Origin of the sequence: Myxococcus qinghaiensis (assembly GCF_024198215.1) — a bacterium.
In the GTDB taxonomy this organism is placed as follows: Bacteria; Myxococcota; Myxococcia; order Myxococcales; family Myxococcaceae; genus Myxococcus; species Myxococcus qinghaiensis.
The window spans coordinates 273,640-287,914 of the sequence record NZ_JAKCFA010000014.1 but is presented as its reverse complement, the minus strand read 5'-3'; the positions used below and the strand labels follow the sequence as shown (position 1 = coordinate 287,914).

Here is a 14,275-nt window from a genome sequence, read left to right as displayed (position 1 = left end):
AGTCGCCCCTCCGCTGGAGAACTCAAAAAGGAGAAGTCCCATGTTGGCGGTTCGGAGTGTTTCCGAGGGTGTTGGTGCGCGTGAAATCCGGTCGTCCGCGAAGAGCAGGGGATGGGTGGCGCTCGCGCTGCTGCTCCTGCCGCTGACGGCCGCCGCGGGGCCGGGGCCAGGCTACCGCTGGGACGAGTCGCGCAACCGCCCCGGGCCCAACCGCTGCCAGAATGACTCGCACTGCGATGGCGCGCGGACGTGCAGCTCCGCGGGCTGGTGCCAGGGCGAGTCGCGCCCCACGCCGCCGCCTCCTCCGCCGCCCGGGCGTCCGGACCGGGACCACGGCGGAGGGGAGTGGGGCCATGGTCGGGGAGAGACGCGTCCCCTGCGCAGCACCTTCATCCGCAGCAAGCTCGCGGGACTCGTCATCGACATCGCGGGCGCGGACCGCTCGCCCGGCACGGGGCTCATCGCCCACCGGGCCAAGTCCAACCGCGAGGGCAATGACAACCAGAAGTGGGAGCTGGTGCCCACGCGGGGCGGCTACCTCATCCGCAGCAAGCTCAACGGGCTCGTGCTCGACGTGGAGGGTGCCAACAAGGCCGCGGGGACCCGCGTGGTCACCTGGGAGGCTCACGGCGGGTCCAATCAGGTGTGGCAGCTGGTGCCCGGTCGCGTTCGTGGCACCTACTTCATCCAGAGCCAGCTCAGCGGCCTCGTGCTGGATATCGAGGGCGGAAAGACAGACGGCTCGGGGCGGCTCATCACCTTCCCCATGCATCGCGACGGGCCGGCGCACAACCAGCTCTGGCAGCTGGACATCTGACGCCAGCACCCCGGGCGCATGAGACGGCAGGAAAGGTGTGGCGGCACCGCTCGACCAGGGTGCCGCCTTCGACCGTGCTTGAGCGGGCCTCCTCAGCCAGGCGTGCCGTGGAGGCGCGGGGCGGGGCGGACGGGGATGCCGAGGTGAAGCAGCACGAAGGCGATGATGAGGACCATGAAGAACCTGGCCGTCCGGTCGCCGTGGAAGCGCTTGCGTCGTGGTCGCAAACGCCGCGCGTGTCCTGGAGTGAGTGCTGACGCGCTGCCTCAGCGGCGGCGATACCAGCCGCTCTCGCAGGCGTTGGCGCGGGTGGCGAAGACGCTGCGGTTGCCGCCCGCGCTCCACTTCGTCTGGAACGCCAGGCAGCGCGCCTCCGGGTAGGCGAAGCAGGTCGTCGGGAAGAAGCAGTCCATGATGTCCCGGAGGTGGGCCTCCATCGCGGTGCTGAAGCCCTGGGCCGCCGAGGCCGAGCGTCCCCCCGCGCCCATGATGTCGCCCCCGGGCTGCGCCGCGTTGACCACGATGACGCCGCCATTCGTCTTCCCGATGTAGCAGCCGGTGTTCCCGGTGCAGGACTGGCCGATGTTGTAGTTCGTCACCGTCACCGGGGCGCAGGCGCGCCCGCCGAACCACGCGAGGCCCGGGTCGCTCAAGCCGCTCAACGTCAGGCAGCGAGGGCTGCTGCCCGGGGCCTCACGGGCCCGGCAGGTCGTCGCATCGTAGGACCAGCAGGCGGCGTTCGGGTCCGCCGCCATCTGGGTGATGAGCTGGCTCACCGTCAGCGCGGAGCCACACCAGGAGGGACAGCCGATGGAGTCCATGTTCGGTGCGAAGGTCGTCTGCACCATCGCCCCGGTGTCTCCCGCGAGGATGTACTCCTCGGTGAGCTGGCCGATGCCGTGGCCCAGCAGCTCGTGCTGGAGGATGCCGCGTGAGAAGTCGTGCTGCCACGGCGCGCCTCCAGAGGGCCTGGGCAGGTCGCCGCCGAAGGTGGTCGCCCCATACGCCGCATAGGAGCCCGTCTTGACGGTCACCTGCGCGTCGATGTTCGCGCAGTACAAGAAGCCCTTCGCCGCGCGAGGGTCCGTCGCTCTCGCGCCGGGCGCGGAGGATGAGTGCGGCGTGACTCCAGCCTACCTCACGCGCCCTTGTCTTTTTGCGGTGCTCTGGAAATAGTGCCGCGGGAGTTCACCGGGCCAGGGTTCAACATTGTTGCGGATTCGAGAGTCGCAGATGGCTTCCATGCGGCTCGCCGCGATGGAGGCTCGAGTCGACCAGCTGGTCGAGGCGCTCCTCCAGGAGCCGCCGTCGCTGGAGCCCGTCTCGCCTCGCGTGGAGCCCCCCTGGACGCGCGAGCGGCTGCGGCCGGTGGTACACCGGGTGGCGGCCCGCGGCGTCCTCACGCTCGACGACGTGCGGCTGTACGTCGGCCTCGCGCAGACGCTGGGCGTGGACTTCGAGGAGCAGCGTCCTCACGCCTGGATGCGCGCGTGGCTGGATGACACCGCTGTCTCCGAGCCGACCGCGCGTCTGCACCGGGTGGTGCGCGAGCGCCGCCGCCGCGAGGACGTCGCCCTGCGGAACCAGCGGAAGGCCGAGGCATTCCGCCTCCGCCATGCTCCGTCTGGGAAGGACACCTGAGCCCGAGGCGCGACTCCATGCCCCCCACGACGACCCGACAGGACCCCGCGGTTGCCCCATGTCCGCTCCAGAAGGCCCCGGGGCAGGTGGAGGTCGTCGTCGTCGACGACCGCGAGACGCCGCTGCCGGGCGTGGCCTTGGAGCTGGCGCGGCCCACGGGCGACGCGGCCCTGCGCCTGCGCACGGACGAGCATGGAGTCGCCCTGTTCGAGGGGCTGGAGAAGGGCAGCTATCGCCTGCGCCTGCTCAACGTGGAGCCCGCGCTGTGGCGGGTGCTGGGCCGGCTCGCCTTGCCTCCCCGCGAGGCGAAGGCCAGCGCCCACTGGGAGACCGTCTCCCAGTCAAAGGCGCTCTCGTGGACGTGCGAGGGAACGGAGTCGCTCACGGTCCTCGCCGCGAGGATGGGGGTGCGGCCCTCGCGGCTGCTCGATGCCCGGAGCGGGCAGCCGCTCGTGAGCGAGGTGGCCCCGGCTCCCGGCACGCGCATCGCCGTGCGCCCCTTCTCCACGGAGTGGGCCACGGTGGAGACGGGCTATCGGCAGGTGGTGCACCGGATTGGAATCCCCCTGTCCCTGGTGCTCGTGCTGCGCGACGGCGTCCACCAGCCCCGCGCGCACCAGCCCTATCTGTTGAAGCTGTGGATGGACGATGGGGAAGAGCTCCCCGCGCGCGAGGGGGTGACGGATGTCCACGGACGCGTCGTCCAGCTGTTGCCGGAGCGCGCGGAGCGAGGTGAGGTGACGGTGGGCCCCGGCCGCGCCGACGAGCGGCGGCTGGTGCTGCGCTTCGCCGCGCTGCGGGCGACGAGCGCACCGGAGGGGTTGCAGGAGCGCCTGGAGAACCTGGGGTTCTCCTGCGGAGGCGAGCGGGGCCAGCTCGGCCCGAAGACACGTCTGGCCGTCGAGTGGTTCCAGTACGCGCTCGGGTTGCCTCCGAGCGGGGATGCGGACGAAGCGACCTGCGCTGCCCTGGGTCTGTTGCACCGCTCCTGACGCCGGAGGACCTACGCCATGGTGTGTCCCAACTGCGGTACCCACATGATGATCGACACGTCGTCGGGCACGCCTCGGTGTTCCGAGTGTGGCTCCGTCCTCGTGCCGGCCCCCGTCTCCTCCGAGCCCGTGTCCGAAGATGATGTGGGAATCGAGATGGACGACGAGCCGGAGCTCGGCTTGGGAGCGATGGAGGAAGGCTCGGAAGGCGAGCCCTTCGAGGGGGACGAGTACGACGCCCTCCTGGAGGAGCTGAGCTCGCAGGACGCGCATCGCCTCTCCTTCGGCGAGATTCGCGACGAGACGCTCCGGGCCGCGTCCGCCGACGACATCCCCCCGCCCCTGGAGGCTCCCTCCGGGCAGATGGAGGAGGACCTCGTCGAGGAGCGCTGGGTCCCTCCCGGTGAGGAGACCACCGTCTCCGACAGGCCCGTGGTCCCCCCGAGCTTCCCGCTCCGGGTGCTCCTGTGGAACATCGCGGACCTGGGCGGCGGCCCCAGCGGGACGCTGCCCGTGCGCAAGCCGTGGACCATCTCCGCCCTGGCCCACGTCATCCGCGTGGCGAATCCCGATGTCGCCACCATCCTGGAGCTGAAGAAGAAGGGCGGCGCACGCCTGGTCGAGCCCAAGCGCCCGGAGCCCATGCAACAGAACGCTGGCCGCGCGGGCGGCGGCCAGAAGCTGGCGGTGCTGACGCAGTTGGCCCATCGCTTCATCCATCCCAAGGGCTACAACGCCAGGCTCGCCGACGGGGACGCGGTGGGGCGCATCGCGAGGCTGGAGGAGGCGCTCCTCAACGACCTGGCGAAGTTCTTCTCCGCCCGGGTGCGGCGGACCATCTGGCCGGGCTTCGACGCCGAGTCCTCGCCAGACCCGGGGTGGAGTGATTTGGTCACCGGCCTTGGCGGCGAGACGCGGGCCGTCCTCGACGAAAACATCGAGAAGGGCTGGGCCGCGTGCGAGCCCGACCTCATCGAAGCCTTCGGTCAGCCGCCGGGGAAGGCAGACGAGGACGAGGACGAGGACGAAGACCCTCCCGAGCGGCTCGTCGCGCTCGACATCGACGTACACGGGAAGAAGGAGCACAAGCTCGCCGCCTTCCGCCTGCTCTGTGTGCGCCTGCTCTTGGAGGAGGGGTACTACGACTGGCTCCAGCCCTATCACGCCCGCTACGACGCGAAAGAGAAGAAGAAGGGGGAGCCGGGCGCCGAGGAGCGGGTGAAGCGCAACACGCTCGCGGAGCTCGCGGTCTCTGAACTGCGGCAGCACGGCGGAATGCTGTTCGAGCGCTTCCTGGCCCACGTCGTAGGGGTGGACGTGGAGGCGCTTTCCAAGCCCAAGCCCAAGGTCAAGGGCAAGGCCAAGGGCAAGGTCCGGCCGATTGCCCTCGAGAATGCCCTGTACCGCGCCAACGACGAGCACCTGTTGCGGGTCTATGAGGCGAAGTACGCCGACTACCTCGAGCGGAAGAACGACACGGAAGACGCGCCGGAGACGCATGCCGGCCTGCGAGAGTTCATCCGCATCCGCGACGCGCTCAACGCCCAGTGCAAGGCTCGCGGCGAGGAGCTCTACGCGTCGTGGCCAGACGAGGTCCCCGACAAGCCCGTCAAGGGGCTCTATACCCAGGACGAGGCGTACGGGGTCCTCTGGCGCAAGTCCAAGGTGGAGGTGGACGCCTCCGCGGTCTCCTATCTCAGCGCCTACGTCGCGCGGCGGGACTCGAAGTCAGGGTCCTTGAAGATGGAGGTCGAAGAGGAAGCGGTGGACGAGGATGGGGTGGAGGAGGACGAGGCGACGGCGCGCCCCGTCAAGAGCCTCTTCTCCAAGCGCGAGCCCCTCCGGATTCCCGTCCGGCTGGCCAAGGTGAAGGACGCGCCGGCCGTGGGCGTCGTCGCCTGGCATCCGCCGGCCCCCGGTGACCGCAACAAGGCGGCCCGGGGCAGGGACTTCCCCACCTTCCTCCAGTACTGCAAGGACGAGCGTCGGGAGAAGTCGCTCGGGGTCATCCTGTCCGACCTGAACATCGACACCGCGAGGCCCAAGAAGGACCGCGCGGCGGACGAGACGCCGTACATCGACACCTGCATCCCGAAGCTCTCGTTCCACCAGTTCTTCGCGACGGTGCTGGGGCCGGGCGCGGACGCCAGTCACCTCTATTCCCAGGCCGACCAGCGCTCGACCCTCGCCAAGAGCGTGTTCGAGGATTGGGCCATCAACAGCAAGCACGACTTCGGCGGCGGCTCGCAACAGCTCCTGCGCACGCTGCTCAACAAGCACATCGACCCCGCGGTCTTCGCGCCCGCCAAGACGGCGAAGGGGCGCGAGCTGCAGCCACGGCTCACGTCCGGCGAGGATGTGCTGGGCTACATCGAGTCGTTCGTCACTCCGCCGCAGCAGCGCTACGGGGCGAGCGGCTACGACAAGATTCTCGTGTACTCGCCCCGCGCGGATGGCTGGACGCTGGAGCAGTCCTCGGTCTTCGTCATCCCGTTCCCCATGGCCATCGCCGACGCGAAGGAGGAAGGACTCTTCTTCATCCACGGCAAGCTGCTGCCCACGCACCTTCAGCCCTTCTGGCGGCTCATCCAGACGGAGGACGGGGCGCTGCCCGAGGACGAGCGCCTCTTCGACAAGCTTCGCGGCTCGGCCGTGCAGCTCGGGGGCTCGGCCGACGCGCGCTGGACGAAGCTGATGGTGGCCGCGAAGAAGCTGAGCGACCACATGCCGCTCGTCTCGGATTTGCGGCTCGTCTACACCGGCCACGACGCCCTGGTCATCGAGGAGGATGAGGCGCTGCTTCGGCCCACCGGCTCTCCCGAGCTGGAGGCGCTGGAGGCGCTGTGCCTCGCCTTCCAGAAGTCCAAGGGCTCCAGCGAGGAGGCGGCGAAGGGGCTCGACGACATCCTGGAGGCGGCGGCCAAGGTCCCCGAAGCGAACCACCCGCGCGCCGCCACGCTGGTGGCGGACGCCATGCAGGTGCGCGAGACGCTCGACGTGCTGCGGGCGGAGGGGTTCGACACGGCGGACTTCTGGGGCAAGCGGCCCGCCCTCAAGTCGGATGGCGGCAAGGGCAAGGGCGCCGCCGTCTCGCTGGATACCCACCTGGCGTTCCTGGGGCTGACGCTCGTCCCCAACGAGGGGGATGGTGACTGTCTCTTCCGCACGCTCTCCCAGCTCCTCTTCGGCACCGAGCGTCACCACGCCTCCGTGCGCCAGGCGGTGGTCAACCACCTGGAGGATTTGCTCGCGGGGACCGTGCAGGACGTCGGGGGGCTGGTGGGGCCCGTCCCGGTGGCGACCTTCCGCCAGGACATGAAGTTGATGCTCGACTGGCATCGCGCGGCCTGGCCGAACCAGCTCGCATACCGGCGCGTCGCCGGGCTGGACGAGTGGCGCCAGTACCTCCGGGCGATGAGCCGGCAGGGCGTCTGGGGAGACCACGTGGCGCTCGCGGCGGCCTCCCATCTGTTCGGGGTGCGCTTCGAGCTCTATGCCCGGACGAGCAACGCCTCGTACTGGACGGACCTCGTGGACTTCGTGCCGCGCACGGAGGGACATGAAGCCGCGCGGACGCTGCTCCTCTCCAACCGGAGGAACACGCATTACGAGGCCGTGGGACTCGTGGGCGCGCCGCTCCCCGTGGAGCAGGAGCTGCCGCCCGTGCTCGTTCCCCTCTGCGTGCTCCGCCGTCGCGACGAGGGAGGGGCGCCGCAAGCCGCCCAGCCGAGCGGGGCCAAGGCGACCTCCAGCCCCAAGCCAGGGGCCTCCTCGTCATCGTCCGCGGTGAAGGGCCCGGTGCACCTGTGGCCGAGCACCGTCTTCTTCAAGCACGACACTCCGACCCATCATCCCCAGGCGCTCTTCCTCTTCGGGGAGAACGACCAGGCGAAGAAGAAGAAGTACTTCCAGCCCACCACCCAGGCCGTCATCCGCATGAACCCGAATGCGCTCGGGATTCGCACGTGCTGGTTCCCAGGGGTGGGCATGCGGGACACGGACCTCGCCAAGAACCAGAACGCCATGGACGAGGACTGCGGCGAGGCCATCCAGTTGCTCAAGAGTGGCGCGTACACGACGCTCGTCGTGCCGTGGGACTTCACGGCGAAGACCGTCGACATCGGGACGGGAATCGCCGACCTGCCGCTGGGCGCGCCCCAGCTGTGGAAATACCTGCAGCAGAAGATACAGGAGCTCATCGACTGGGCGAACGCGCACCTGGGGAAGGTGCTGGTCGTCCCGCATGCGACCGTGCTCGTGCCGTCGGTGGTGCATCATCATGCATCCGACCTCCACGTGCAGGAGGTCTCGAACGCGATGCTGAAGGCGCCGTCCCTGGGCGACGACTCCAGCACCAGTGTCGTGGGGGCCTCCAACGTCGTGTCCGTGCGGACGCTGCACTTCTCCGGGGCCTCGTCCCCGGAGACGGGGCTCCTGTCGGACGCCGACTACGAGAAGAACAAGGCCATGCTCGACGAGGACCTGGCGGAGCTCACGCGGCGGGTGGAGAGCGGCCAGTTCCGCAGGCTCGTGCTCACCCGGGACGAGGACAACCACATCGTCCTGGGCACGGAGCTGGGCCGGCTCGATGTGAATGCGCCCAAGACGCTGGCCTACCTGCGCGAGCGGCTGGAGGCCCTGTGCGCGCGCTGCGAGGAGGTGCACGTCGCCGCGGCCTCGGGCTCCATGGAGGAGGACGAGCGCTCGACGAGGGACGACCGGGAGTCGGGTTCCAAGGACCGCTCAGGGCCGAACAAGCACAAGCGCCCGCGCGACGACGGGGACGAGGCCGCCGAGGTCGACGAGAACGCCGATGAATGGGGCGAGCGGGTCCCCGGCGAAGACGAATCCACCTTCAAGAAGGCCAGGGGCACGGCGCCGAAGGACGTCGAGAAGCCGCCGCCGCTCGAGCGCTCCACCTCGTCGGGGGAGAACAAGCGCTCGCGCGTCGAGCGCGACGAGGGCGCAGACGAGGCCCGCGAGGAGTTCGACGAGGACGGGATAGAGGAAGAGCAGGAGGCCAGCGAGGAGCCCGTGAACAAGAAGCACAGGGGCCCCGCGCGGGAGGAGGAGGTCGCCGATGTCGAGGAGGCCGAGGCGGTGCTCGACGAGGAGGCGGGGGACCCAGGCGGAGCGGAGCCCGTGAACAAGAAGCACAGGGGGCAGATGGAGGAGGAGGACTGAGCACGGCGCTGGCCGCGCACCTTCCACTTCAACCGAAGAGCTTCGACCAGAAAGACTTCTTCTCCGTGGGAGCTGGCTTTCCGCTCGAGGGTTTGCTCGCCACCTCGAAGTCGATCCGTGTCACCTGGAGGAGCCCCACCATCCCCATGCCGCCTTCGTCATGCGTCAGCTTGAAGTCGCGCTGGCCGAAGGCCACGGCATACCCATGGGGCTCGTGATGCCACACGGTCATCTCACCCAGGCGGACGGGTGCGTGGCCATGCAGGCCCGTCCCGGGGTACAGCGAAGGTACGCGGGTTTCGAACGCGCGGTCATCGAGCGTCTGGATCAGGGCGGGGACCCAGACGACATCCATCGAGCTGTTCGGCTTCTCGACGAGGGCGCCTGCGCCAGCTCCGCCTCAATCAACCGGAGTGCGTCCAGGAAGTCGCCTTCCGCGAGGTGCTGCTCAATCTGTTTCATGGCGTAGGCCCCCAAGGTCCCAGGACTCGATGACGGGAGCCCATCCCTCGCATGCATGCGAGGGATGGGCTCGACCGCTCAAAAAGGAGCGGCGTTACTGCGTCACCGCCCGGGCGGCCAGCATCGGCTGCGCGCAGATGGGAGCCACCTGCGAGGACTCCGACGACGACAGCTCGTCCTCCTCCTCGGCGCGGGCCGAGGCGTCACAGGTGCCGTATTCATACTCCGTAACCCACTCCTCACAGGTGATGACCTTCATGCTCCACGGCAGGGCACAGACCAGCCAGCAGGGCTCGCTCGCATTGCAGCGGTCCTGCGAGCAGTCAGGGGGAAGGGCAGACGCGGACAGCGGGGCCAGCACGAGCGCCGCGACACCTGCGAACAGGGACCTCGGAAGCAGTTTCATGATGTCTCCACGATGACGAGATGGCCGGACCACCCAAGCGTGAGCCGGTTCATCCACTGTCCCAGGAAATTCACGAATCTTCAAAAGTCACGAATAACGCATTTTTCCGTTCCAGAGACAGCTCAGCCCCGGCTAGCCCTTCCGGAGCCCCACCACCTCGCCGTAGCCACCGGGGATGAAGAACTCGTGAGCTTCCATCCCCATGATGCGCAGCGCGGTGGTGACGACGTCCGCGGACCGGGGGACGCGCTTCTGCGTCTGTCCCGTCTCTTCGATGATGTCCACCGGTACGCCGAGCCCGCGCGTCGTATACGTGCCGACCTGTCGATTCGCCGCCACGTTTCCGCCCGCGAAGACGACCGAGGTGAAGGGGTGGTGGTCATCCGGCAGGTTGTAGCTGCCATCCCCCGAGCGTGAGGCCCAGCTCCGACCGAACTCGCTCATCACCAGCACCAGGGTGTCATCGAGCAGCGTCTTGCCCGGCTTGCCCGGAGCGGGCGTGGCCTTCATCTCGCCCAGGAAGCGCGCGACGCAATCCATCAGCCCCCGGCCATGCGCGCAGCTGAAGGCATGCCCCGAGCCGCTGTGCGTGTCGAAGTCCATGCGCAGCGAGACATGCACCGACGTGCACAGGTCCGACTTGAGCAGGCGCAGCGCCATGTCCATGCGCGGGTCCAACCCGACGAGGTGGAAGTTCGCGTTGCCGAACGTGTAGGTGAACGACTCGTTCAAGTAGCTCGACAGGTACGCGGGCCGGTTCGTCTTCAGCGTGTCGATGCCCTTGGTGCCCTCCAGCAAGGACACGACATCCGTCGCCAGCACGCGGGAGACGGATGACAGCGAGCCATGCAGGCCCTCCAGGTAGTTGTCCACCTTCGCCGTCGAGCGGCCCAAGAGCGGCTGTGCGCGCCCCAGCGAATAGCGCTCCACCGTGGTCGTCTTCAGCGCCGCCCCCGTGGGCTTGCCTCGCGCATCCAGCTCCGGGCCCTCGGTGCGCGCGTCCAGCCCCGTCCACCAGGCGTTGTCCGTGGGCTTGCCGGAGAGCATCGGCTTGAGCGCGTCGATGGACGGCACTCCCACGGGAGAGGCGTGGGAGGGCAACCCCATGCCGGAAGGCACGCCCCGGTCTCCCGAAACCACGACGAACGGCAGGGGCCGGGTCTCCCGATGCCGCGCGTACAGGTGGTTCGCGATGACCGAGTGCACCGCGGGCGCCCGGTAGTCCGCTCCCGCGACGCCGCACATCGCGGAGATGAAGGCGCTGGCGTGGTCATTGGTGCCCTGGTCGATGCCATGCAGCACGCTCAACTGCTCATGCAGCGCGAAGTGCTGGTAGCCATACATGAGCGGACTGAAGGAGCCGCGCGCCGCCGGGTCCTGCGGATTCCAGGACTGCCACGTCCGCAGCGGCTTGTACGGGCCGTTGGCGGGCGCCAGGTTCACCACCTTGCTCGCCTCGAAGAAGACAGGCTCGCTGCTGAAGCCGGAGGGCCCCGGGACGCAGAGCGGAATCTCAGAGTCCTCCATCGGCGTGAAGCAGTACGCCGGACGGAAGCCGCCCGGGACGTAGAGCACCACGAGCCGGGAGGGGACGTCCGCGTCCGCGGCCTGGGCGACTCCAGAGCGGAGGAGCCCCGCGCGTTCGAGGAGGCCGAGCTGGCTGGCACCGAGGGCCCACTTGAGCAACGTGCGTCGAGAAGTCATTGGCATGGGGTCCTCGGCTCAGTAGGTGATCCACAGCGGGTGACGGATGAGCGCCGCGCAGGTGCCCACCCAGGCCAGGCGCGTGCTCTGCGCTTCGAGCGGAAGATAGACCTGCTCGTACAGCGCCTTCAGCTCCGCGTCCGAGGGGGGCTGTCCCAGCATGCGCAGGTAGAGGTTGCGCAGGTTCTTCTGCACCGCGTCCGGGTTCTTGGTGGAGGTGTCCGCGAGCGTCGCGAAGCGCAGCACCGCCTTGTTGTTGGGCTTGTCCACCGCGCGCCCGCACCAGGCCTGGGACAGCTGGACCAGCGCCTGCCCGGCGGAGGGGCCGAAGCTCGGGTCCTTCTTGCGGTACTCCAGGGAGTTGCCGCCTCCGAGCGCCTCGTAGCGTTCGATGGCGCGCGCGTCGGAGACGTACTGGCCGGAGATGCCGGGCGCCCAGTCACCGGGCCACACGAAGAACTTGTTCCAGTTCACCACGTACGCCTGGTTGCGCCAGTTGGGGTCGCTCGTGCTGACGAAGTCCTCCAGCACCAGCCCCAGCTGGTCCATCAAGCTCACCACCATCTCGTCGGCGGCCAGCCGGCGGACCTTGAACTCCGCGGGTGACGGCGTCTCCAACTGCACGGGCGGCGCCTTCAGGTCGCGAATCCACGCCTCCACCTGGGCGATGGTCATCGTGACGCGGCCGTTGGCGACGAGCTGCTCGTACGGCTGTCCCGGCGGCATCTGGGCGTAGCTGCCAGGCGCCACGCCCTTGAGCATCTTGATGAGGAGGCTGCCCTCCGGGTCTCCGCGCTTCACGAACCGCTCGTCGTAGACGAGCCCGCTCTCGAACGCGGCGAGCGAGGCGAAGAAGGGCTTGTTGCCGTTGACGTGGCAGCCCTCGCAGGCGGGCGCGAGCGCGAGGCGAACCGCGTCGTTGTCGCTCGACGCGGCGCAGGTGTCGCCCGCGTCCGGCTTGTCATCGTCACCCTGCCGGTAGGAGCTATCCCCGAAACAGGCCCCCAGGTTGAGCGCGAGCACGACGAGCGCGACGGCTCCCAGCAACGAACTCAGCGTGCGCATCACAGGCCCCTCCGCAGCTCGGACTGCTCGAAGAGATATCGGAGGAAGGGCCGCAGCTTGCGCTCCCTGGAGACGAACTCCCTGGCGAGCTTGTCGATGAAGCCCTTCTCCGTGGCCGGATTGAGCTCCCGGCCGATGAACATCGCGTAGAGCTTGCGCGCGGCGCAGCGGTCGAACTCACCGGAGCGGACGAGCAGCTTGCCGAAGCCCAGCGGGCCCATGGTGCCATCGCCATGTTCGCCCAGCAGCGTGTACGACTCCGGCATCGTGTCGAGCAGCACCGCCTCCGGATTCGCCTTGAGCTCCTCCGGCGTGACGGGGGTGAGCACCGTGTTGGGCACGAAGGCGTTCTTCCAGCGCTGGCCCGGCGCATTGCCGATGTGCGGATACTTGCCGGACAGCCACTCCGCGGTGACGCGCTGGTTGCCTACGCCCCCGATGAAGGGCCACGGCACGTAGTAGCTCGGGAACGGCGTGAAGTCCCAGCGCTTGAAGGCGATGGCCGCGGGGTCCAGCGTCTTGTGGCAGTGCAGGCACGTGCCTCCCGTCGCCGGGTCTATCTCCAGCGGCGGAAAGTGCACGTCCGCGGGAGGCGGAGAGAAGTTCTGGCAGGCGAAGATCTCCAGGAAGCGCGCGGCCCGGACGCGCTCGCGCGGGAACGAGGACATGGACCCCATCATGGTGAGCACCCCGGCGGCGGGCAGGCCCAGGGGTGCGTCCTTCGTCGTGCGCGGGTCGAAGCGGTAGGTGCGCTCCATGCTGCCGGAGCGGCTCTTGTCGGGGGTGAGCGAGAGGTGGAAGGGCTCCAGCTCCTCCACCACGAACTCGCGCCAGGCCTGCGGGTCGTTCGGTGTCGGGTGCAGCGGGTCGCGCGGGGCATTGCCCACGTCCGGGCGCCACCACGTGGAGTTCTGGTCCACGGCGCTGCTGCCCATCTGCCGGCCGAAGCGGATGTACAGCGCTCGCAGCCAGTTGGTGCCGACGGAGTAGTTGCCGACGACCAGGTCCGAGAGCGGCCGGTCATGCCACGCCAGGTGCGCGAACAGGCGCGCGGGCTCCTCGTAGGGGTGGCGGCGCTGACCACTGAGGCTGGAGGTGCCCGTGGAGCCCAGGCCGGCGAGCGGCGAGCACCACATCAAGTGGGGGCCACACCCGCAGCCCCGGACCAGACCGGGGTCGTAGTAGCCGCCGTAGGCGATGCCACAGTCGTTGACCTTCCCCGTGGTGGTGTCGGTGACGGTCTTGACGTCGGAGCCCGCCAGGCCCAGCACCTGGACCGTCGTCCCCGGGGCCCACCAGGGCTCGACGGTGTGCACCACCGGCACGGCGGGATTCCCGCCCCCATCCTTGTCGGAGCACTGCTGTCCCGGGTCTCCCGACGCGAACTCGTTGACCGCGTAGTACGCCCCCGGGTGCGCGGTGTTGTCGGCGCACCGGTGAAGGTGTCCGGACATGTCGCCCTGGTACGCGTCGCCGTTGGCGCCCGTGGTGTAGGCGCCCACGGCGATCCACTCGTGTCCGAAGCGCAGCATCCGCTCGTAGAACTTCGGAGAGGCGAGCATCTCATCGAGCGTCGAGCGAAGCAGCGACGCGCGCGCCTCGGGCGACGTCGTCGCCGCCATGGCCTCGTACTGCTCCAGGGTGGGGGTCGTCCCCGTGAGGCCGAGCACGATGCGCCGCAACAGCCGCGTGTCGCTCATCTGGTCCTGGGGCGGGTCGACGGGGGACGTCGGCTCGGGTTCGCATTGCTGCGCGTGCGCGTCAGGCACGACGAGCCCGGACATCGCGAACAGCACGGCCGCGAAGGCCGCGCTCTTCAGGTGCAGGTGCCAGTGCATGCTTGAGACAATAGCATCGGCTGACGCGATAAATCACGAGGAGAGATGTCTGTCATTCCGCGAGAATGAGGGTGGACTCTCCTCCACACCCGACTGTCTTTCAGGCCACGGGTGACGGGGACTGGAGGCCACGGTGGGGTGGACTCCCCACCACAGTTTCACGCAC

The 14,275-nt window shown here is 68.9% G+C and carries 10 protein-coding genes and 1 pseudogene; 4 read left to right on the top strand and 7 right to left on the bottom strand.

Going from position 1 to position 14,275, the window contains the following annotated elements; translation table 11 throughout:
• Positions 1-115: 115 nt before the first annotated feature.
• Positions 116-817, top strand: coding sequence for an RICIN domain-containing protein (locus tag LZ199_RS26450; protein WP_253996548.1), 702 nt, complete (start codon positions 116-118; stop codon positions 815-817).
• Between the two features lie 92 nt (positions 818-909).
• Here LZ199_RS26450 and LZ199_RS46245 read toward each other — a convergent pair whose 3' ends face one another.
• Both LZ199_RS46245 and LZ199_RS26445 read right to left on the bottom strand, forming a co-directional pair.
• Positions 910-1,044 (bottom strand): hypothetical protein, encoded by a 135-nt coding sequence (locus LZ199_RS46245; RefSeq protein ID WP_256569427.1) that lies wholly within the window; start codon positions 1,042-1,044, stop codon positions 910-912.
• A 39-nt stretch (positions 1,045-1,083) separates the two neighbouring features.
• Positions 1,084-1,878 (bottom strand): hypothetical protein, encoded by a 795-nt coding sequence (locus tag LZ199_RS26445; RefSeq protein WP_253996547.1) that lies wholly within the window; start codon positions 1,876-1,878, stop codon positions 1,084-1,086.
• A 172-nt stretch (positions 1,879-2,050) separates the two neighbouring features.
• On the opposite strand from LZ199_RS26445, the gene LZ199_RS26440 reads away from it, so the two are divergent.
• From LZ199_RS26440 to LZ199_RS26430, 3 genes are read left to right on the top strand one after another with little or no spacing between them, the layout of a single operon-like run.
• On the top strand, positions 2,051-2,458 hold the full coding sequence (locus tag LZ199_RS26440; protein ID WP_253996546.1) for a hypothetical protein: 408 nt from the start codon (positions 2,051-2,053) through the stop codon (positions 2,456-2,458).
• 17 nt (positions 2,459-2,475) lie between these two features.
• Positions 2,476-3,450 (top strand): peptidoglycan-binding protein, encoded by a 975-nt coding sequence (locus LZ199_RS26435; protein ID WP_253996545.1) that lies wholly within the window; start codon positions 2,476-2,478, stop codon positions 3,448-3,450.
• Between the two features lie 18 nt (positions 3,451-3,468).
• Entirely contained in the window at positions 3,469-8,634 is a 5,166-nt protein-coding gene (locus LZ199_RS26430; protein WP_253996544.1) for a TFIIB-type zinc ribbon-containing protein, read from the top strand.
• 28 nt (positions 8,635-8,662) lie between these two features.
• Here LZ199_RS26430 and LZ199_RS26425 read toward each other — a convergent pair.
• The 5 genes and pseudogenes from LZ199_RS26425 to LZ199_RS26405 form a co-directional block, all read right to left on the bottom strand.
• Positions 8,663-8,998 (bottom strand): annotated as a pseudogene (locus LZ199_RS26425) (type VI secretion system accessory protein TagJ); the annotation flags it as partial.
• Between the two features lie 192 nt (positions 8,999-9,190).
• A complete protein-coding gene (locus tag LZ199_RS26420) occupies positions 9,191-9,502 on the bottom strand; it encodes a hypothetical protein (RefSeq protein WP_253996542.1) in 312 nt (103 codons plus the stop codon).
• A 132-nt stretch (positions 9,503-9,634) separates the two neighbouring features.
• Positions 9,635-11,206, bottom strand: a complete 1,572-nt coding sequence (locus LZ199_RS26415; protein WP_253996541.1) for a DUF1501 domain-containing protein — start codon at positions 11,204-11,206, stop codon at positions 9,635-9,637.
• Positions 11,207-11,224: 18 nt separating this feature from the next.
• Positions 11,225-12,271 (bottom strand): hypothetical protein, encoded by a 1,047-nt coding sequence (locus LZ199_RS26410; RefSeq protein ID WP_253996540.1) that lies wholly within the window; start codon positions 12,269-12,271, stop codon positions 11,225-11,227.
• Positions 12,271-14,109, bottom strand: coding sequence for a DUF1549 domain-containing protein (locus LZ199_RS26405; RefSeq protein ID WP_253996539.1), 1,839 nt, complete (start codon positions 14,107-14,109; stop codon positions 12,271-12,273). The genes LZ199_RS26410 and LZ199_RS26405 overlap by 1 nt, the downstream gene beginning before the upstream one ends.
• Between the last annotated feature and the right edge of the window lie 166 nt (positions 14,110-14,275).

Excerpts from the sequence above, each read along its gene's own strand:
- LZ199_RS26440 (WP_253996546.1), top strand. The coding sequence starts at position 2,051 with ATGGCTTCCATGCGGCTCGCCGCGATGGAGGCTCGAGTCGACCAGCTG.
- LZ199_RS26435 (WP_253996545.1), top strand. The coding sequence starts at position 2,476 with ATGCCCCCCACGACGACCCGACAGGACCCCGCGGTTGCCCCATGTCCG.
- LZ199_RS26430 (WP_253996544.1), top strand. The coding sequence starts at position 3,469 with ATGGTGTGTCCCAACTGCGGTACCCACATGATGATCGACACGTCGTCG.
- LZ199_RS26420 (WP_253996542.1), bottom strand. The coding sequence starts at position 9,502 with ATGAAACTGCTTCCGAGGTCCCTGTTCGCAGGTGTCGCGGCGCTCGTG.
- LZ199_RS26415 (WP_253996541.1), bottom strand. The coding sequence starts at position 11,206 with ATGACTTCTCGACGCACGTTGCTCAAGTGGGCCCTCGGTGCCAGCCAG.
- LZ199_RS26410 (WP_253996540.1), bottom strand. The coding sequence starts at position 12,271 with ATGCGCACGCTGAGTTCGTTGCTGGGAGCCGTCGCGCTCGTCGTGCTC.
- LZ199_RS26405 (WP_253996539.1), bottom strand. The coding sequence starts at position 14,109 with ATGCACTGGCACCTGCACCTGAAGAGCGCGGCCTTCGCGGCCGTGCTG.